21 protein-coding genes are annotated in these 20,584 nt (G+C 38.0%); 17 read left to right on the forward strand and 4 right to left on the reverse strand.

Annotated features, from left to right (window positions below; all coding sequences use genetic code 11):
• Positions 1-352 precede the first annotated feature (352 nt).
• Positions 353-1,678 carry a hemolysin family protein gene (locus IGJ18_RS00895; RefSeq protein ID WP_088775177.1) on the forward strand — a complete coding sequence of 442 codons (1,326 nt, stop codon included), beginning with the start codon at positions 353-355 and terminating at the stop codon, positions 1,676-1,678.
• A 336-nt stretch (positions 1,679-2,014) separates the two neighbouring features.
• Positions 2,015-2,872, forward strand: a complete 858-nt coding sequence (locus tag IGJ18_RS00900; RefSeq protein ID WP_438842736.1) for a DUF2382 domain-containing protein — start codon at positions 2,015-2,017, stop codon at positions 2,870-2,872.
• A 122-nt stretch (positions 2,873-2,994) separates the two neighbouring features.
• On the opposite strand, the gene IGJ18_RS00905 is transcribed toward IGJ18_RS00900, so the two are convergent.
• The 3 genes from IGJ18_RS00905 to IGJ18_RS00915 all read right to left on the reverse strand — a co-directional run bounded on the left by IGJ18_RS00905 (position 2,995) and on the right by IGJ18_RS00915 (position 5,796).
• Complete coding sequence (locus IGJ18_RS00905; RefSeq protein ID WP_063626437.1) at positions 2,995-4,380, reverse strand: MATE family efflux transporter; 1,386 nt, start codon at positions 4,378-4,380, stop codon at positions 2,995-2,997.
• A 268-nt stretch (positions 4,381-4,648) separates the two neighbouring features.
• Positions 4,649-4,972 carry a DUF960 domain-containing protein gene (locus tag IGJ18_RS00910; protein WP_010720345.1) on the reverse strand — a complete coding sequence of 108 codons (324 nt, stop codon included), beginning with the start codon at positions 4,970-4,972 and terminating at the stop codon, positions 4,649-4,651.
• A gap of 215 nt (positions 4,973-5,187) precedes the next feature.
• Positions 5,188-5,796 carry a 50S ribosomal protein L25/general stress protein Ctc gene (locus IGJ18_RS00915; RefSeq protein WP_010736853.1) on the reverse strand — a complete coding sequence of 203 codons (609 nt, stop codon included), beginning with the start codon at positions 5,794-5,796 and terminating at the stop codon, positions 5,188-5,190.
• 327 nt (positions 5,797-6,123) lie between these two features.
• Between IGJ18_RS00915 and IGJ18_RS00920 the strand changes: the two genes are divergently transcribed.
• The 14 genes from IGJ18_RS00920 (at position 6,124) to IGJ18_RS00985 (ending at position 18,762) form a co-directional block, all read left to right on the forward strand.
• A complete protein-coding gene (locus IGJ18_RS00920) occupies positions 6,124-6,840 on the forward strand; it encodes a 16S rRNA pseudouridine(516) synthase (RefSeq protein ID WP_095454108.1) in 717 nt (238 codons plus the stop codon).
• A 10-nt stretch (positions 6,841-6,850) separates the two neighbouring features.
• Positions 6,851-7,546 (forward strand): YjjG family noncanonical pyrimidine nucleotidase, encoded by a 696-nt coding sequence (locus IGJ18_RS00925; protein ID WP_010720342.1) that lies wholly within the window; start codon positions 6,851-6,853, stop codon positions 7,544-7,546.
• An 83-nt stretch (positions 7,547-7,629) separates the two neighbouring features.
• A complete protein-coding gene (udk, locus tag IGJ18_RS00930; protein WP_010720341.1) occupies positions 7,630-8,259 on the forward strand; it encodes a uridine kinase in 630 nt (209 codons plus the stop codon).
• A 144-nt stretch (positions 8,260-8,403) separates the two neighbouring features.
• A complete protein-coding gene (locus IGJ18_RS00935; protein ID WP_034698710.1) occupies positions 8,404-9,003 on the forward strand; it encodes a TVP38/TMEM64 family protein in 600 nt (199 codons plus the stop codon).
• Positions 9,004-9,026: 23 nt separating this feature from the next.
• Positions 9,027-9,518 carry a GNAT family N-acetyltransferase gene (locus tag IGJ18_RS00940; protein WP_010736856.1) on the forward strand — a complete coding sequence of 164 codons (492 nt, stop codon included), beginning with the start codon at positions 9,027-9,029 and terminating at the stop codon, positions 9,516-9,518.
• A 428-nt stretch (positions 9,519-9,946) separates the two neighbouring features.
• On the forward strand, positions 9,947-11,323 hold the full coding sequence (locus tag IGJ18_RS00945) for a hypothetical protein (RefSeq protein WP_094940636.1): 1,377 nt from the start codon (positions 9,947-9,949) through the stop codon (positions 11,321-11,323).
• The gene (locus IGJ18_RS00950; protein WP_088745039.1) at positions 11,307-11,771 is read left to right on the forward strand and encodes a YaiI/YqxD family protein; all 465 of its coding nucleotides are present in this window, start codon (positions 11,307-11,309) and stop codon (positions 11,769-11,771) included. Before IGJ18_RS00945 ends, IGJ18_RS00950 begins: the two co-directional genes overlap by 17 nt.
• Before the next feature lie 126 nt (positions 11,772-11,897).
• Positions 11,898-12,263 (forward strand): DUF2512 family protein, encoded by a 366-nt coding sequence (locus IGJ18_RS00955; protein WP_034698720.1) that lies wholly within the window; start codon positions 11,898-11,900, stop codon positions 12,261-12,263.
• A 169-nt stretch (positions 12,264-12,432) separates the two neighbouring features.
• Positions 12,433-13,509 (forward strand): D-alanine--D-alanine ligase, encoded by a 1,077-nt coding sequence (locus IGJ18_RS00960; protein WP_010720335.1) that lies wholly within the window; start codon positions 12,433-12,435, stop codon positions 13,507-13,509.
• A gap of 76 nt (positions 13,510-13,585) precedes the next feature.
• Positions 13,586-14,938 carry a UDP-N-acetylmuramoyl-tripeptide--D-alanyl-D-alanine ligase gene (locus IGJ18_RS00965; RefSeq protein ID WP_438842737.1) on the forward strand — a complete coding sequence of 451 codons (1,353 nt, stop codon included), beginning with the start codon at positions 13,586-13,588 and terminating at the stop codon, positions 14,936-14,938.
• A gap of 322 nt (positions 14,939-15,260) precedes the next feature.
• Positions 15,261-16,772, forward strand: a complete 1,512-nt coding sequence (cshA, locus tag IGJ18_RS00970; protein ID WP_010720333.1) for a degradosome RNA helicase CshA — start codon at positions 15,261-15,263, stop codon at positions 16,770-16,772.
• A 129-nt stretch (positions 16,773-16,901) separates the two neighbouring features.
• Complete coding sequence (gene acpS, locus IGJ18_RS00975) at positions 16,902-17,252, forward strand: holo-ACP synthase (RefSeq protein WP_010720332.1); 351 nt, start codon at positions 16,902-16,904, stop codon at positions 17,250-17,252.
• Between the two features lie 15 nt (positions 17,253-17,267).
• Positions 17,268-18,389 (forward strand): alanine racemase, encoded by a 1,122-nt coding sequence (gene alr / locus IGJ18_RS00980; RefSeq protein ID WP_010720331.1) that lies wholly within the window; start codon positions 17,268-17,270, stop codon positions 18,387-18,389.
• A gap of 10 nt (positions 18,390-18,399) precedes the next feature.
• Entirely contained in the window at positions 18,400-18,762 is a 363-nt protein-coding gene (locus tag IGJ18_RS00985) for a type II toxin-antitoxin system PemK/MazF family toxin (protein ID WP_010720330.1), read from the forward strand.
• A gap of 323 nt (positions 18,763-19,085) precedes the next feature.
• Here IGJ18_RS00985 and rpsN read toward each other — a convergent pair whose 3' ends face one another.
• A complete protein-coding gene (rpsN, locus tag IGJ18_RS00990; RefSeq protein ID WP_010736862.1) occupies positions 19,086-19,355 on the reverse strand; it encodes a 30S ribosomal protein S14 in 270 nt (89 codons plus the stop codon).
• Positions 19,356-19,577: 222 nt separating this feature from the next.
• Between rpsN and IGJ18_RS00995 the strand changes: the two genes are divergently transcribed.
• Positions 19,578-20,522: an NADP-dependent oxidoreductase gene (locus IGJ18_RS00995; RefSeq protein WP_161637979.1), complete on the forward strand. Its 945-nt coding sequence runs from the start codon at positions 19,578-19,580 to the stop codon at positions 20,520-20,522.
• Positions 20,523-20,584: the final 62 nt, after the last annotated feature.

Here is a 20,584-nt window from a genome sequence, read left to right on the forward strand (position 1 = left end):
TTGTAAAGTAATGATTCGGATATAGGGGATTTTTTTTTTCTTTAATAAGAATTTTTTGGTTTTTTAACAAGAGTTTGCAAGATGTTCACTAATGTCTAGTAAAAGTTGCCTCTTCTTATTTAAGAATGACAAATATTGCGAAAGTAAAAGAAAAAAATGACATTTAATCACTGATTTATCTATCGTATTTATCAGATAGTTATCGCAAAAATGAAAAGAAAAATCAAAAGTAGGAGACCTTATGTGAAGAAAATCGTTCGTTTAAAAAGACGAAGGAATTGTTTTTTAACCTATTTTCCCAAAAAAAATTCAAAAAGAGGTACAATGGACATGAAAAGAGAGGTGGGAAGTTATGGTACTTAATTTTGCCATATTATTTTTGATGATTGCGGTGACTTCTTTTTTTGTAGCTAGTGAATTTGCATTAGTTAAAATCAGACGTTCACGTTTAGAACAATTAGAAAGAGAAAATGTAAAGAATGCCAAATTAGCATTACATGTCACGCATCATTTAGATAACTACTTGTCGGCTAGTCAATTAGGAATTACCTTGACTGGGTTGATCATTGGTTGGGTTGGCGAAGGCTCAGTGGCGGCGTTACTAGAGCCTTGGATCGGTCGATTGCCGTTTAGCTCAGCATTGAGCGGAACGATTTCTGTCGCGTTAGGGTTTATCTTAGTGACATATATCGATGTGGTGATCGGAGAACTTTTACCTAAAAGTTATAGTATCGTGAATACAGAGCAAGTGGTCTTATTTGTTGTACGTCCGTTGCATTATTTTTATAAAGCAATGTTTCCTTTTATTTGGGTATTGAATCATTCTGCTGCGGCTTTAGGAAAAGTATTAGGTGTGAAATTAGTTTCAGAAGGAGAAGAGACATTATCTCAAGAAGAATTGACGTTAGTGGCTATGAATTCTTATGAAAAAGGAGAGTTGACGAAAGAAGAGTACTATTATTTAGAAAATGTCTTTGAATTTGATGATACGTTGGCAAAAGATATCCAAGTGGATCGAACCTCTATGCAGGTTTTTGAAGCTGGTGAGACAGTGAAAGATGCGATTCAAGCTTCTATTCAAAGAGGTCATACCCGCTACCCCGTTATTTCTGGGTCAAAGGATCACGTCCTTGGTTATGTTACTTTACCAGATTTGATTAAGCAGTCGTTTAAAGACGATCAATTAACAGTGGATGAGTTGGTGGAAGAACCAATCGTTACTTCGGAAATGATTCCCATCAAAAAACTGTTGACGATCATGCGTAAAAAAGGAAAACATATTGCTATTTTAAAAGATGAGTACGGAGGAACGAGTGGTTTAGTGACGATTGAAGATATTTTAGAAGAAATCGTGGGGGAAATTCGGGATGAAACGGATTTGGATGAAGCATTGATAGCGAAACAAGCAGATGGGAGCTATATTGTTTCAGGAAAATTGACGTTAGATGATTTTGGTCGTTATTTCCACGTTACGATCCCTGAATTTGAAGAGTCTACTTTTATCACACTATCTGGATTTATGTCGAACCATGAAAAAAACATCAAGACAGGTACAGTGATCCAAATTGATTCTTTTCAATTTACGGTGTTAGAATATAACCATACACATGTGGACTATTTTAAAATCAAAAAACAAGAAATAGCAGAAAACAGTATCGATTCGAATAAAACAGAATGAAGAATCTGGGATAAACAAAATCCTACATTTCACGATCAAAAAAAATGAGAGAAGTAAGACAAAACATTCTAACCACTACCAAAAACGAATAAACCGATGTTTACACTTTCTTTTTGTCCCTTAGTCGGAAGCTTCCTACTCATTTTGGTGGACGGATCTCTTGATCATAAGATTTTAAACGATAGAACTGATGCCAATCCATTCGACTTAGCTGAATGGATTGGCATCTTTTTTACTTTGTAAACCATATATTTGTTCTAAAAAAAAATATCCGATAGAATAGATCTGTAAGCGGAATCACTAAATACAGACATACTATTAACAGGAGGGATTCACATGAATGAAAGAAATCTAACAGTTATTGGTAGTTACAGTACGAGGGAAGAAGCTTTATCAGTGATCGAACAATTGCGTGATGAAGGATACGATCGAGACGATATCATTATCTATACGACAAAAGATGCTGCTCAAAATTTTGGTTTTTCTGGTTTATCAGGAATTGATGTAGAAACGAATGTGGATGAGGTTGAAGGCACGCATGAAGAACACTCGCTATGGGAACGGATCAAAGATACGTTCACTTCTAACACCTATGAGGAAGATTCGTATACAGAAAAAGCGGATGATTCTGTTAACGATGATCCATTGTATTCATACAAAGAGGATATTGCCGCTGGGAAAATAGTGATTACGGTTAAAGATTACAAAGCGCCAAATGAAGCAGTTGTTGAAAACGATCGGACTCAAAATATGCCCGATCCAACGGATACACTAAATACAAATAATGAAAATATTCAACTCAAAGAAGAACAGTTAGATGTCAATACCCATGACGTGACAACTGGGGAAGTTGATATCCATAAACACGTTGTTAATGATACTAAAACAGTGGAAGTCCCTGTGAAGCGTGAAGAAATCGTTATCGAAAGAAAACCAGTAAATGCTGAAGCAAGCGATAATATTTCAGATGATTCTTTGGAAGACGAAACGATTACAATTCCTCTTAAAGAAGAACAAATTGATGTCAATAAACATACTGTAGTACGTGAAGAGGTAGGTATTCACAAAAAAGAGCATGAAGATATGAAACAAGTGACGGAAAAAGTAAGTCGTGAAGAGTTGGATATTGATACAAAAGGAGACGTTCGAGTAGAAGATACGGATGAAAATACTCGTAAAAATGATCATATATAATAATTGATCGCTAAAATCATCTAACCAGACTCCTTCGTTTTTTGAACGGAACATCATGTAAATTGCTAATAAAAAAGACATTTCTGCTTATCTGATCGATGAGAGAAATGTCTTTTTTTCTTTTATTGGATACTATTGTACTGGATTTCAGGATCATCCATAGCGTATTGTTGTTCATTCTCGAAAGATTTAAGTTGTTTCATTGAACGCAAGTAAGAGTATAGTAGAACAGCGACAGATCCTGCCCAAGCAAGTGGTGAAGCAGCTGCAGCACCCGTATAACCAAGTAAACCAGTTAAAATGATTGCTGCAAATGAACGCATGACTAATTCCATCATTCCTGCAAGTGTTGGAATCTTACTTTGACCAAGTCCTTGTAGTGTGTAACGTAAGATAAATAAAATCGCTAAGATCCAATATAAGGAACCATTGATATTGAAGTAAGTTTGAGCTAATTCAAAGACACGAGTCTCTGTCGGTGAAACAAACAACTGCATAAGTGAATGACCGAAGAAAATCACGATCGCACCTGCAACAACACTAAAGCCAATACTCATCATAAGTGTTTGCTTAACACCTTTTAAAATTCGACCATATTCTTTTGCACCATAATTTTGAGCAGTAAATGTTGCAATAGCAATCCCAAAGGACATCATTGGTTGGTTAGCAAATTGGTCAATTCTGCTGGCTGCTGCTTGAGCGGCTACGACATCTGTTCCTAAACTGTTCAACGCAGCTTGAAGGACAATGGCGCCAATGGCGATGATGGATGATTGAAAAGCCATTGGAAGAGCAGCGTTTAAATGAACACGAATCTCTTCTTTATCAAAGTGAAAATCTTTTTTACGTAATTGCAACAAAGGAATTTTTTTCTTGATATAAACTAAACATAGTAGGCTTGAGCAAACTTGGGCAATAACCGTTGCAATTGCTGCGCCTTCGACACCCATTCCAAAAGAAATGATGAAAATCAAATCAAGCACAACGTTGACAACCACTGCAATAATCAAAAAGAAAAGTGGTGTCCGGCTATCTCCAAGCGCGCGAATAACATTTGAAAGCAAGTTAAAACTCATAGATGCGAAAATCCCTAGTAAGATGATTGAAATGAACGTTTGTGCTTGGTCAATAATCTCAACGGGCGTTTGCATCAATTGCAGCATCGGACGAATAAATACTAAACTAAGGACGGTTAATGCAATAGTGACAACCAAACTGATAACAACACTTGCAGCAAAACTTTTCTTAAGACCACGATAATCTTTTGCACCATAACGCTGAGCTGTGATGATCGCTAATCCAGCAGTAAGACCTTGAGCGAAGCCAAGGATTAAAAAGGTCAAGCTTCCGGTTGCACCAACAGCAGCCAGCGCATTTTTCCCTAATGTTTGACCAACGATGATCATGTCGACCATGTTGTAAAATTGCTGAAAGACATTACCAATAAGTAAAGGAACGGTGAACATTAAGATTAGTTTAGCTGGACTTCCTTTTGTTAAATCGCGCATTTTTTAAACTCCTTATTGTCTATAAAATTTAGTTAGTAGTATATAGTGTTTATCCTGAGATTACTAGGTAAAAATGAAATAATTTTGATAACTTTCAATGTATTGCAGATTCATTTTCAAAGATATTTTCAATGATGTGCATTATAAAACAAGCCAAGAATTGAATCGCTGAATAAATTCAAAGAATGAAACTCAAAGAATAAATTCAAAGGATCAACTACTTGGCCTGGGCGTACAAATCAAAAGGGACAACGAATGGTTGTGAACCTTAATACTGTCTTATCTCGCTGGGTAAAAGAATGGTTTCTCTAGTACCATCATCATAAGCATATACTTGGCTTGGAAAACTTGATGAATAGTGAAACGGTAAATCGATTCCCATCTCAACATCACTACCAGCTTGCGAAAAATGCATAGTTACTTTTCCATTATTGTCGATTAAATCAAAGGCTAACATATTATCTAAGGGGATAACTCCCTTAAGGTCTAGGTCAATAATAAACCAGATACTATCAATCAGTTCATCTGGTAAACTTGATACAACACCTACAGAGGCATACCGGTTACGACTACTGTCAAAACTTTCAAACATCTGTTTAACCTCCTTCGTTTTATCGAATAGACATGTTTTATTTCTTCATTTAGGATAAACGATTTACTGTAACGATGGTTCATTCTAATAGACTTTTTTTAAAAATGCAACAAAAATCGTGTACTTTTTTTCAAAGTATAAGTTTTTTTTAAGGAGAGAAAAAAACGTGCCAAAAGCGAAGGTTGCCAACGCTTTTGACACGAACAAGTCACTTGTTATTCTTCCGTTGAACCAATAACTTCTGGTTCGCTTTCTTCATCAGTAGTTTCAGCTTCCTCAGTTGGAGCTGCTACTGCAGCAATTTGTTCTTCACCATCAGAAACGACTTTATAATCGTTGTTTTCAGGTAGATCGGCTACTGTGATTGCATCGCCTAGATTTAGGTTTGTTACATCAACTTCGATACGTTCTGGTAAGTTGCTTGGTGTAGCAGAGACGATCACAGTGTAAAGGTTTTGTGCTAAGACACCACCAGCTTTCACACCTGCAGCTTCGCCAACAAGAACGATTTCAGTTTCGACTTCAGTTTCTTCTGACATGTTCACAGATAGAAATTCCACATGTTCAAAATGGTTGGTAAAGGTATTCGTTTGGACTTTATGAACCAACGTGTTGACTTTTTTTCCATCAATCGTCATTGTGATTACTGTATTTGCGCCATTTTCACGTAATAATTTACTGAATATTTGTCCATCAATAGCAATCGGAGTACTTTCAACATTGTACCCATAAACAATAGCTGGAACTTTACCTTCATGACGCAATTTATTTCTCAATGAACGGGGACGTACTTCTCTCTTACTTACTTCTAATGATACTGACATAACCAAAATTCCTCCTTAAAATGTGACTGTCGGCAACGTAGACCAACAGATTTTATTTAAGTGAACTTTCGACGGCTATTCTCGTGCACATTATTGGCTAGGGCGCTTAAAAAACGCAAAAAGATAGATGCGCGCATCTACCTTTAGAAAGTCAGGATTCAACTTTTCTCCACCAGGTCATTACGCTGTGTATGAGAAATCCAATTCACTTTACTCTTTAACCGTAGCGCGAATCTGAATTTAAGTCAAGGAATAACAATGGCTTTCTTATTTGCATCTACTCTCTTTCGGGTTATAATGCTTGTTAGGCTAAGAAAGGAAAGCACCATGCGTTTAGATAAATTAATTGAAGAAACTTTACAAACGACTCGAAAAGAGATGAAGCGTTTATTTGCATCAAAACAAGTGAAAATTGATGGTTGTGTCGAATTTTGCCAAAACCGAAATGTGGATAGTTTGATTCATGAGATCGAAGTCTCAGGTAAGCGTTTAACGACAAACGAAGTCTATTACTTATTGAATAAACCGAGTGGTGCTGTGACTGCAGTTAAAGACCAAACAAAAATGACCGTGCTAGACTTGATTGCTTCAGCGGATCGAACGAAGCCGCTCTATCCTGTCGGACGCTTGGATCGTGATACCACAGGACTACTATTACTGACATCAAATGGTCAGTTGGGATATGAAATGTTGCTGCCTGATAAAAAAGTCTTCAAAACTTATGAGGCGCAGATCAATGAACAAGTGACAGCTTCAGATATCGAAGCTTTTCAAGCAGGAATTGTTTTTGAGGGTGGCTATCGTTGTTTACCTGCACAATTAACAATCATGGAAACATCCAAAAACAGCAGTCGAGTACGAGTAACGATACAAGAAGGAAAATTTCATCAGGTAAAAAAGATGTTCCTTGCACGTGGTAAAAAAGTGACAAAGCTAAAGCGACTAATGATGGGACCTTTGCAGTTAGATGACCAACTTGCTGAAGGTGCCTATCGTTCACTGACATTAACCGAATTAAAGCAATTGAAAATATATTTTAAATAGGAGAGAAAAAATGAATTATCATACTTTATTATTCGATGTAGACGATACGTTACTTGATTTTCAGATGACAGAAGCAAAAGCATTAAATGAATTATTTGCAGAGCAAGGAATTGAATTGACACCAGAAGTGAAAACAAGTTATAAGGCATTAAATCATCACTTATGGCGTGAATTTGAAAAAGGGAATATGACGAGAGAAGAGGTTACCGGGAGTCGTTTTGGACTACTATTTCAACAATTTGGTAAAACAGTTGATAGTTTAGCTATGGAGAAAAGATACAGACATTACTTGAATCAGGGGCATGATTTGATTGAGGGAAGTCATGAACTGCTTCAGACGTTATCTTCACAAGCGGATCTTTATATTGTGACAAACGGGGTATCGAAAACGCAATATCAACGTTTGACTGATGCGAAAATGTTGGGCTATTTCAAAAAAATTTTTGTTTCAGAAGATGTGGGCGCCCAAAAACCAATGAAAGAATTTTTTGATCATGTCTTTTCACAGATTCCTCAATTTGAAAAAGAAAAAACAGTTATTATTGGCGATTCATTGACCTCAGATATTAAAGGAGGGAACTTGGCAGGAATTGATACGATTTGGTTTAACAAAAATCGGTTGCCGGAAATTCCAGAAATCGTACCGACTTATCGGATTGATTCGTTAGCAGAACTTTATCCTCTTTTGGAAATCGAGAAGCATTAATTTTCAGAAAAATATAGCATTTTCGTGTATTTTCGCTATAATAGATAAGAATGTAAAAACGGATATGAAAGAGGTTTTAGTCAATGACAAAAAGCAAGCCAATTATCATTGGTGTGACGGGTGGATCAGGAAGCGGTAAAACAAGCGTAAGTCGTGCCATTTTCAATAATTTCCCAGACCATTCCATCATGATGCTTGAACAAGATTCTTATTATAAAGATCAAAGCCATTTGAGCTTTGAAGAACGATTGAATACGAATTATGATCATCCCTTTGCCTTTGATAATGATCTGCTGATTCAGCACGTGAAAGAACTACTGAACTATAACGCCATTGAAAAACCAGTTTATGATTATGTTGCACATACAAGAAGTCAAGCAACAATCATCCAAGAGCCTAAAGAAGTAATTATATTAGAAGGCATTTTGATTCTAGAAGATGAAAATCTACGTGACTTGATGGATATCAAAGTATATGTAGATACAGACGATGATATCCGTATCATCCGCAGAATCAAACGAGATATGGAAGAACGTGGCAGAACGTTGGATTCCGTGATCGAACAATATTTGACTGTGGTTAAACCGATGTATCATCAATTCATCGAACCAACTAAGCGTTACGCCGATATCATCGTGCCAGAAGGTGGCGAAAATCACGTAGCGATCGATTTGATTACGACGAAAGTTGCTAGTTTTTTGGATCATAAATAAAACAAAGAAACCAATAGGATAAGTCGAAGAATCATGAAAATAGGAGAAGCTATTTTCGATTCTTCGACTTATTTATCAAGTGAAACGTTTACTTTTGCAACGATTCTTAATGAAAAGTAGCGCTAAAAGGTGGAGAGACTGAAAATGAACGATCACAATCATTTACATAAATATATCCGAATAATCCCGATTATTGGCTTATTGTTCTTTTTGGTGTTAATCATTTATGCTTATCAACATGGGATCTTTCGATCAACCACTTCTTTGCAACGCTTCATCCAACAATTTGGGGAGTATGCAGTAGTGATTTTTATTCTCCTGCAGATCATTCAAGTGATCATCCCAATACTACCTGGAGGAATTTCTTCAGTGGCAGGCTTGTTGATGTTTGGGAATGGCTGGGGATTACTTTATAGCTGTATTGGATTGATTATCGGTGAAGCCATTGGTTTTTTATTGGTTCGTTATTATGGCGTTAGTTTTGTACAACTTATTTTATCGCCCAAAAAGTACCAAAAATTCGACCAATTACTGACACAGAAAACGAAGGATATCAAAAAAGTACTGTGTTTGACCATGTTGATTCCTTTTGCGCCTGATGACTTGGTTTGTCTGGTCGCAGGGTTAACTAAAATATCTTTTAAGGAATATATCCAAATTGTCCTATTATTGAAACCTTGGTCTGTCGGTGCGTATAGTTTGATTATGTTGTATCTGTTCCAGAAAGCACAAGGAAATTTTTAGCAGTAAGAGAGGAAAGAAAAAGAATGTTAGAAAAAGTCAAGGTAACCTCAACTGAAATTGACGAGTTGGTATCAGTAATCAAGGAAGTTTGGCCAGAAGCATTTGTTCCGATCATTGGGCAAGCACAAGTGGACTATATGCTGGCTACCTATCAATCAAAACAACAGATTGAAAAAGAAGTGGCGGAAGGTGTGCAGTATTTTCTCTTAAAAGAGCAAGGGCAAACGGTCGGATATACCGCCTATGAGGTAATAGCCTCCAAAATATATTTGAGTAAGTTATACTTAATGAATCAATTCAGAGGGAAGGGATTGACGTCGGCTCTTTTTCAGTGGTACGAAACTATCGCTAGAGAACAAGGAATCAAAGAGATTTTTCTACGTGTCAATCAAGGCAATGCTCAAGCCATCGCCGTTTACCTTCATCAAGGTTTTGAAATGGCTGGTGAACTGATCTCGGATATTGGTCAAGGATTTCAAATGGTCGATTATCAAATGAAAAAAAGACTCGCATAACTTTGGGATATGTGTTAAAGTAACGACATGCGACGGGTCGAGAAGGCCTCTGGTTTACAGATGCGCCTAATTGATTTTGGAGACACAAGATCATGATGTGATCACTTGCCGGAATGCAAGGGTGTCGGGCAAGACTTTTGTGGAGAAGGGCTTGTCTGCTTGAGTTCACAAAAACTCAAGTACCAGTAAGATAGGACATTAGTCAGAAGAGATTCTGGGTAATGTCCTATTTTTTATGGGCAATCTTTCGTGGTTTGTTTGGCTTGAGTGTTACTATTACTGACAAGAAGACGTGTCGCAATAGGTTATCGCTCGTTATAAGTCGGAATTCTTAGTTGAGAGTATTGGCTAAAATTGGTTTCTACTTATGATTAATGCTAGAATGAATGAAAAATAAGTTTTGTAATTACTCGCTAAGGAGTTTTTTTATGTTCGAGAAAATCAAACAATTTGGTCGTAATTTTACGCAATCAACACCTTTTATTTTAGCTAATACGGTTATATTTATTCCTTATCTTTTATTTCTGAATTTGAGCGATGGGGCTAATTGGGCTTCGATTTTACCGTTTACCTTATTTTATACTTTCCGTATGACGGGATTGTTTTTGATCCGCAGTATTCGTTTAGGTCTAGATAGTTATACATTACTGATGATTGCTCTTTTGATGGGAGGGGCGGGTTCGTTATTAGGGATCTTTGGTGTGCTCTATTTCCCCTTGTTTTATTTGTCTAGTATTTTATTGGGATTTAGTGCAGCTTGGCTACTTCCAGCAAATGTGACTGTTAATTACCATGAAAAGCGACAGGGTTTTACGAATATGACAGGCAAAAAATATATCTTTGCGCTACTATTATTGGTTTTGCTTTTTCGCTCGATCGAGTTGTCAGGTACGACCCAAATCGTTGTGACGTTAGGGCTTTATACATTGTTTTATATCATGGCTTATCACACCATCAGCCATTATCCTAGATATGAATTGGATTTTAAAGAGATGAAAACGACGATTTTTGTCACGAAAGAATTTGTGCTGTTCATTGTGTTTTTTGTCTTATTGTTTTTGCTTCGAAATGCACGCTTGCTCGTTGAGCCAGAACTGTTTGATCTTACAATTTATGTTTTTCTCTTTTTATTTGTTTTAGCCGCTTTTTATTTAGGGCGAGGCAAAAAAAATTGGCAGTTTCCAAGTTGGCTCAATCTCATGAATTTTTTGAGTGGAATGGTGGGGAACTTTCTCTTTTTGTTTAGTACATTTTATGTAGGAGTTTTGTATGGATTTGATCATTTAGCCACTTATATGTATCTACCTTATATTGCTGGAATGGTCGTCGCTAAGCTGATTGGTAATCGTATCTTACGTAGTTTCCCCTATCCTCCAGTGATCGTCCAGTTGATCGGACTATCTCTCTCTTTATTGATTTTATTGATCCCGACTGCGTTTGTGATTGGATTGTTTTTCTTAAGTTTTTGTCATGCTGTGATCAGCGGTTGGTTAAATCGTGTGTGTTATGACACTGATACGGATATTCCCATGGATCAACGAGTCATCATTAAATTTACGACACAAAACAAAGGGAGTGTGGTCCATCAGTTTCTCTTGATGGGGCTATTATTAGTTCTTACCCGTTGGCTAGAACTACCTGTTGCAGTGTTGTTGCAGTTGACTGACAAGTTAAGAGTTCCTACGATCAGTGTGCAATTAATGGAATACGCTAAGTGGGGGAACATCAGCTGGTTACTCCTTGGTGTGCTGGGTGTTTATCTATTATGGAAACGAGAGGTGCGACATCATGCGAATACTGATTGATGGAGATGGTTCGCCGGTTAAGGAAGATGTAATTGAAATTGCTGGTTTGTATCAAGTGGAAGTCATGATCGTGACGAGCGTGGCTCATTACACCCATAAAGAATATCCAGCGTATGTTCATTTTGTGTACGTTGATCAAGGCGCAGATAGCGCAGATTACCGCATTGTGGGCTTGATTCGCAAAGGAGATATTCTAATCACACAAGATTATGGGTTAGCTTCTTTAGTTTTACCAAAGAGGGTACGAGTGTTTCATCAAACGGGTAAAGAATTTAGTGCAACAACGATTGACTCCTTGTTAGAACAACGTTACCAAAGTGGAAGGTTGCGCAAAGCAGGTCTTCGAACTAGAGGACCTAAACCTTTTACCACTCAAGATCATCAAAACTTTAGACAGGCATTAATTCAAGCACTTGAACAAGTCAAGTTATCTTCAAACAATGAGTAGCGACAATAGGTTTGTTTTCCCCTCAATTAGTACGATATCTTTGCTTGTATTGTCTTTAAAATGATAAAATAATTAAAGATATTTTATTATCTAATTTTTTTCTAATCTGAGGGGAGAGAGTGGAAAATGAAACATGTAAAAGCATTAATTGTAAAAGCAATCATGATTTGGGCGATTTTATGGATCGTATTAACAGGATTATACGGAGTTAGCTTCATGGATTCGACAATTGTTGGGGTCATTATCGTTGTGATGATTTATGTATTAGGTGATTTACTCATTCTGCGAAAGGTGGGGAATATTGCGGCGACGATCGCAGATGCCGGTTCTTCCGCAGTCATTTTGTGGGTATATCTTTATTTTATGAATGATATGACGAACATCTGGATGAAAGTTTTGATTCCTGCTTTATTAATTGGCATAGGAGAATGGTTCTTCCATAAATGGTTGTTAAATCAAGGGATTGTCCCTGATGAACGAAAGATGGAATAGATGAAAAACAACAATCGAAAAAGAGGCGCAGGCAGCGATGCCGTGCCTTTTTTCTTGATTTAACAAATAAGTTTATCGACTTTTTGAAAAATAAGCTGTTTGATTCTTTTGATTTTGTGCTAAAATATGAAGTAAAAGTGAAAGATATTGGATACGGGAGGACAATCTTTTGAAGATTACTTTACTATATGGTGGACGCAGTGCAGAACATGATGTTTCAGTTCTTTCAGCGTTTTCAGTCTTAAATGCTATTTATTATACGTACTATCAAGTTCAACTGATATTTATCAGCAAAGAAGGTCAATGGGTGAAAGGCCCTTTGTTAACAGAGAAACCAGCGAGCAAAGAAGACTTACATTTGACATGGGACCCAAGCGGAAAAGTGACAGATGGCTTTACGGGAAGAGTGATCAATCCTGGAGAAATCAAAGAAGAAGGAACGATTGTTTTCCCTGTCTTACACGGACCTAATGGTGAAGATGGAACGATTCAAGGATTTTTGGAAACATTGAACTTGCCATATGTCGGCGCTGGCGTTTTAACAAGTGCTTGTGCAATGGATAAGATCATGACCAAATACATTTTGCAAGCGGCAGGGGTACCACAAGTTCCTTATGTCCCTGTTTTGAAAAATCAATGGAAAGAAAATCCTAAAAAAATCTTTGATCAATGTGAAGGGTCTTTGCTTTACCCAATGTTTGTCAAACCAGCAAATATGGGTTCAAGTGTAGGGATCTCTAAAGCGGAGAACCGTGAAGAACTGCAAAATGCGCTTGCATTAGCTTATCAATATGATTCTCGTGCGATCGTTGAGCAAGGGATCGAAGCACGTGAAATTGAAGTAGCTGTTTTAGGGAATGAAGACGTGCGTACCACATTACCTGGTGAAGTAGTCAAAGATGTTGCATTCTATGATTATGATGCGAAATACATCAACAATAAGATTGAAATGCAAATCCCAGCTGAAGTACCGGAAGAGGTCTATCAAAAAGCGCAGGAATATGCAAAAATTGCGTATACAATGCTAGGTGGGAGTGGCTTGAGCCGTTGTGATTTCTTCTTGACGAATAAAAATGAACTATTCCTAAATGAGTTAAATACAATGCCTGGATTCACGCAATTTAGCATGTATCCATTATTGTGGGAAAACATGGGCTTGAAGTATGGCGATTTGATCGAAGAATTGATTCAATTAGGAATCAATCGTTTTAATCAACGACAAGGTTTTTTTGAAGCAAACGAATAGACAATTAAAAATAGAAGCTGGAGCGAATGTCATTCACATTTGTTCCGGCTTCTAAATGCGAAAAGGCGGGTTTTTTATGAAACTAACAGTACAAGAAATCGCTCAAGCTGTAGGAAGCGTAATGAATGATTTAACGGAAATCACAGGTGTGGAGTTCGATAGTCGCAAGATTGAAAAAGGTGGGTTGTTCGTGCCGCTAAAAGGAGCAAGAGATGGACACGAATTTATCCAACAAGCCATGGATAATGGAGCGGTTGCTACTTTTTGGAGTCTGGAACCGACCAAAGCACCTAGTGGGATTCGAGTGATTCTTGTGGATGATCCACTAAAAGCAATGCAAGATCTGGCGAAGTACTACCTAGCGAAAGTTGGGGCTGAAGTGGTGGCAATTACGGGAAGTAATGGGAAAACAACGACAAAAGATTTGACTGCTTCAGTTTTAGCTCAAAAGTACAAAACCTATAAAACACAAGGAAATTACAACAATAATATTGGATTGCCTTATACGATTTTGCACATGCCGATGGATACCGAAAAAATCGTTTTAGAAATGGGGATGGATCATGCCAGAGAGATCACTGAGCTTTCTTTGATTGCCCGACCTAAAGTAGCGGCTATTACGATGATTGGTGAAGCACATATTGAAAACCTTGGCTCACGAGCAGGAATCGCGCAAGCAAAAATGGAGATTGTTGATGGTTTGAGAGAAGAAGGGCTGTTGATTATCCCAGAAGAAGAACCATTATTGAAACCTTTGACTGAAAGTTTGACCCAAAAAATTGAAACGTTTGGATTAAATACAGGGGAGCTACAGGCGGAGGTAACGAGTGAAGAGAAAACAGCCACACATTTTATCGTCAATGATGAATCGTTCATGATTCCTCTTCCTGGAAGTTATAATGTCACCAATGCGTTGATTGCTTATGCTGTTGGGCAATTTTTTGGTCTGCCAACGGAAGCCATCCGTCTAGGTTTAGCAAGTGTCACAGTGACGCAAAATCGTACGGAGTGGCTAAGTGCTGGAAATGGTGCGGGGATTCTAAGTGATGTCTATAATGCGAATCCTACAGCAATGGGATTGGTCTTAGATACTTTTGCCAACTTACCAACAAAAGGGAGAAGACTTGCTGTACTTGCGGACATGCTGGAATTAGGACCAGATGCTTTGAAGATGCACGCAAGTATGGCTGAACATCTTGATCCAGCTGATTTTGCGGGAGTTTATTTATATGGGCCCCAAATGAAAGCATTATATGAAAAGTTGAACGAAAAGTATCCAGATTTATACGTACAATATTTTGAAACAGATAAAGAACAACTCATTGCAACGGTGAAAGAAGAAATACGTCCGGAAGATAGCATCGTTTTAAAAGGAAGCAATGGAATGGGATTGATTGATGTCGTTAAACAATTGCAAGGAATGAAATAATAAACTGCAAACTTGCAGAAAATAAGAAATTATGCTAGAATAACCTATTGCCGAAAGATGAAGAGAAATTGGACTGGTTCTTTCGTTTATGTAAATTGCTAGAGCCAGATGTCATAACAATGATAAAGCTGAACGCGACCCGTTTGGCTTTTCTAATGCCTAAACTTCGCAAAGTGATTTTTCGGTGGTGCCACAGGGGCTAAGAATGAGTAAAAACGTACGTGGCCACTGTCAAAAAGAACCAAACACTTTGACCGAACAATCGACGGGGTAGCAAAAATTAAGCTACATCCTCAGTTAACAACCATATAGGAGGATTCATTTGAAATTTAAAGAATTAGAATTATCACCAGAATTATTGAAATCAGTAGAGCGTGCTGGTTTTGAAGAAGCAACACCGATCCAGTCAGAAACAATCCCTTTAGCATTGTCTGGAAAAGATGTGATTGGACAAGCACAAACAGGGACTGGTAAGACGGCTGCTTTTGGTTTGCCGATGTTAGAAAAAATCGACACTAATCGCCACGAATTGCAAGGGTTAGTCATTGCACCGACACGTGAATTAGCGATCCAAACACAAGAAGAGCTTTATCGTCTTGGTCGTGATAAAAGAGTACGTGTACAAGCTGTTTACGGAGGCGCTGATATCGGTCGCCAAATCCGTGGATTGAAAGATCGTCCACATATTGTCGTAGGAACACCTGGACGTATGCTGGATCACATCAACCGCCACACATTGAAATTAGGAACAGTGGAAACATTAGTTCTAGATGAAGCAGATGAAATGTTGAACATGGGCTTTTTGGAAGATATTGAAAGTATTATTTCAAAAGTACCTGAAGAACGCCAAACATTATTATTCTCAGCAACAATGCCACCTGCAATCAAAAATATCGGCGTGAAATTCATGAAATCACCAACACACGTGAAGATCAAAGCGAAAGAAATGACAGCTGACTTAATCGATCAATATTATGTTCGAGCAAAAGAATACGAAAAATTCGATATCATGACACGTTTGTTCGATGTCCAAACACCAGAACTTACGATTGTTTTTGGTCGTACAAAACGACGTGTTGATGAATTGGCACGTGGATTAGAAGCTCGCGGTTATCGTGCAGAAGGAATCCATGGGGACCTTTCACAACAAAAACGAATGAGTGTTTTACGTTCATTTAAAAATGGTCATTTAGATATTTTAGTTGCTACGGATGTAGCTGCACGTGGTTTGGATATTTCAGGCGTGACTCACGTCTACAACTATGACATTCCACAAGATCCAGAAAGTTATGTTCACCGTATCGGACGTACAGGTCGTGCGGGTAAAGGCGGGATGTCAGTGACATTCGTTACGCCAAACGAAATGAGCTACCTACATGTTATTGAGAACTTAACGAAAAAACGGATGGCTACTCTACGTCCGCCAACTGAAAAAGAAGCATTCAAGGGACAACTAGGTGCTGCAGTGGAACAAATTGAAGCTAAGCTTGAAGAAAACGGCTTAGACAAGTATTTGCAAACAGCAGATAAATTGCTTGAAGAGTATTCTGCACAAGATTTAGTAGCTTTGTTACTAAAAACGACTGCGAAGGATCCTTCTGATGCAATACCAGTTAAAATCACTCCAGAACGTCCATTGCCAATGCAGAAAAAAGGCTATAATAAAAATGGCAAACGTGGCGGCGGAAATAACCGTAATCGACGCGATAATAACAACTACCGTGGCAACAAATCAAAAGGTGGCTACAGTAAAAATAATAACCATCAAAAAGATGGCGGTAAGCGTCAAAACGATAAAAAACGTGGATTTGTGATCCGTACAAATAACGATTAATAATAAATGATAAGCTTCTCTTTTTTAAGAGGAGCTTTCTTTTTAGTTATTTATGGACATATTGGTGGTAAAATACCGAGAATTTGGTAGAATGAGAGTGTTCTAAAATTTTTGAAAAGAGTAGAGTCTATGATTAAAGGAATTGGGATTGATGCAGTTGAGTTACCAAGGATTGCAAAGATCATCAAAGAAAAACAAAATTTTATCGACCGAGTGTTGACGCCAAATGAAATCGAGCAATTTCAAATCCTGCCTTTTCACCGACAAGTAGAATTTCTCGGAGGGCGTTACGCTTGCAAAGAAGCTTTTTCAAAAGCGTGGGGAACTGGTATTGGTAAGGTGACGTTTCAAGAAATTGAAATTTTAAAAAATGATGCAGGACAACCTGTAGTCACAAAATCACCTCATTCAGGTACTTGTTTTGTTAGTATCACGCATACGGATGAATTAGCGTTTGCACAAATTATTTTAGAAGATTAGAAAGAAGGAAAAATCATGGTTGTCGCTTGGCACCGACCTACAAGAGTCATTATACATACAAAAGCTATTACTGAAAATGTCAAAAAAGAATTAGCTAGATTACCAAAAGGAAAAGAGCTATTTGCTGTAGTCAAAGCAAATGGTTACGGGCACGGAGCAGTCCAGACAGCAGAAGCTGCACTGGCTGGAGGTGCTACTGGATTTTGTGTGTCTAATCTAGACGAAGGGATTGAATTGCGGGAAGCGGGATTCACACAACCTATTTTAGTATTGAATATGATTCCCATTGACGCATTGACTTTAGCGGTTGTCCATGATTTATCGATCACTGTAGGAAACAAAGAATGGTTAGAACAGGCTGTTGAATATCTGCAAGAAAGAAAGCTGAAACATGCGTTAGCACTTCATTTGAAAGTTGATACCGGCATGGGACGGATTGGTTTTTTGACACCTGAAGAAGTCGTAGAGGCAGTTTCATTTATTCAAGAAAGTGCTGTATTGGAATGGGAAGGGATCTTCACCCATTTCTCAACGGCTGATCAAGCGGATGAAACGTATTGGCAACAGCAACATCAACGTTTTATAGAGACAATCGATGCATTGCCTGCTTTACCTAAGTATGTTCATGTAAGTAATAGTGCTACTGCTTTATGGCATGATGAAAAAATTGGTAACATGATTCGTTTTGGTGTAGCAATGTATGGGTTAAATCCTTCAGGGCATGCACTGCCAGAACCGTATCCATTGGAACCCGCACTAGAGTTAGTTTCTGAGTTGATCCAAGTGAAACGTTTGGCTAAAGGTGAAGGCATCGGCTACGGGGAAACCTATATTACCGATCAACCAGAGTGGATCGGGACGATCCCGATTGGCTATGCGGATGGCTGGTTACGAAACATGCAAGGCTTTTCCGTCCTAGTGGATGGAAATTTATGTGAAATTGTCGGACGTGTGTGTATGGATCAAATTATGATCCGTTTACCTCAGGAAGTTCCACTGGGAACAAAGGTTACTTTGATTGGTAAAAATCAGGAAAAAGAGATATCGATGCAAGCAGTAGCGGATCAATTAGGTACGATCCACTATGAGGTAGCCTGTGTACTAGGAACGCGCATTCCTAGAGAATATGAAGAGTAAGGAGAATCCTATGGTAAAAAGAGGAGACATTTATTTTGCTGACCTTTCTCCAGTCGTGGGTTCAGAACAAGGCGGGACACGACCTGTCTTAGTTATTCAAAATAATTTAGGGAATCATTTTAGTCCAACGATTATTGTGGCGGCCATTACTGCCAAAATGGCCAAACCTAAATTGCCTACGCATATTGGAATAAAAGCAACTGGTACTGGAATCGAACGTGACTCTGTCATTTTACTTGAACAGATCAGAACAATTGATAAATCAAGATTAAAAGAAAAAGTTTGTCATTTAGATCGAGGAATTATGTCAGAAGTCGATCATGCACTTAAAATCAGTGTAGGTATCGAAGCATTGACCCCTGTCGCTAAATAAGCACATTATGCCTTTACATATAAAAGGAACAAGCTAATTATCTTGAATGTCAATCAACAAAGGTTATAAGAGAAATCGTTGGATCTGAGCGTTAATGATGTCAATCGCTATACGGTCGTTTCTGACTCTTAATAAAAAATGCTGGATAATGATAAGAAAAAAGTTGAGTCAGCATTGTTCAACTTATAAAAAAGCCGTAAGGACCAAAAATAGTTTTCCTATCTTTAGTCCTTACGGCTTTTTTTATATGTGTTTGATTAGTTTATCTTATTCAGAGAGTGACTGCTATTTTGCCAGAATATCTTTCGTCTGTCTAATACTAATTACCAACTAGCTTTTTTGACACCAGGGATCAGTCCTTGATGAGCTAGTTCGCGAAATTTCACACGAGACATGCCGAATTTTCGCATATATCCGCGAGGACGTCCATCGATCAAGTCACGGTTTTTCAAACGCTCAGGGCGTGCATCTAAAGGTAATTGACGTAAGGCTTCATAATCTTTATTCGCTTTTAACTCTTGTCGTAAATCAGCATAGCGGGCAATCATTTCTTGTTGTTTTCTAGCTTTTGCAATTTTTGATTTTTTTGCCATATTTTCCTCCAATAATCTCTTTAATTTTTCAAATCGTAAAAATTACGGTTTAGTGTAGATACCTTAACATAGTGTGAGAAATAAAACAATTATTTTGTTTCTAAAAATGTTTAGTCCTTCTCTTGTTCTCTATGAAAGAGAAAGACCACCGATGCGATTAAAACAGTTTTTTTGTCAAATAGTGGTGTTACACGTAAACTAGAAGAAAAGGAGGGGGTAGAGATGCGTAGGTTTGCTATTAGTGGTTATGGGCCAGCTGAAAAGGTGTTTCAAGAAATAGTAGACACACCAAGGGAGGTCACGCCAAATCATCTTCGTGTGGAATTGAAAGCGTTTAGTATCAATCCTTATGATGTCGCTTTGCGTTCAGGAAAGATGAAGGAAGTTCGAACCTTAACATTCCCTTACGTATTAGGGAATGATGGTGCAGGAATCGTGACGGAAGTAGCAAGTGACGTCGATTCATTTGCTGTGGGGGACCGTGTAGTCGTTCATCCTGTGTCAGGTGCTTACGGTGAAGAAATCGTCTTACCAGCAAGTAAAGTGGCTAAAATACCAGATGAAATGAGTTGGGTAGAAGCGGCTGCAATGGTAACGACGGGGATCACTGCTTACAATGTGATTAATCATCTGCTAACGATCCAACCAACTGACACGGTAATGGTGACCGGAGCTTCAGGAGGCGTAGGAACTAGTTTGATCCAATTACTTCATCAAAAAGGGATTCGGACGTTTGCTAGTGCATCAAAGACAAATGAAGAATTAGTCCGAAGTTTAGGCGTTACTCATTTTTCTTCTTATGATCAAGAAAATCCTGAAGAAGTATTCAGTAATCAAGCAGATATTGTGATCGATGCGACGAAAGGAAGCATCGCGGGAGACATGGCTATCAAAATTATGAAAGAAGAAGGTCATTATGTTGCGTTGAACGAATTGCCTTCCCTTGCATCTCGTCAGAAAAAAAATGGGTTTTATGAGACTTTTGTTCCTAGAAAAGAATACTCAGATCAAGAAGCTTTGACTCATTTAATTGCCGCATATAAAACAGGAAATTACCAAATTTTTGTAGCAGAAGAATTAGCTGCAACTCTTGATCATTTAATCTGGGCACACCATCAACTTGAAGGACACCCCTCTGCAGGTAAAATCGTATTAACTTATGATTAGAGCTGGGCTGGTAAAAGGAGCAAACTTTTTCTGGATGCGTTTTCTTCTTCTGATTTTTAGCA

Source organism: Enterococcus sp. AZ078 (assembly GCF_051714985.1).
GTDB lineage: Bacteria > Bacillota > Bacilli > Lactobacillales > Enterococcaceae > Enterococcus_B > Enterococcus_B hirae.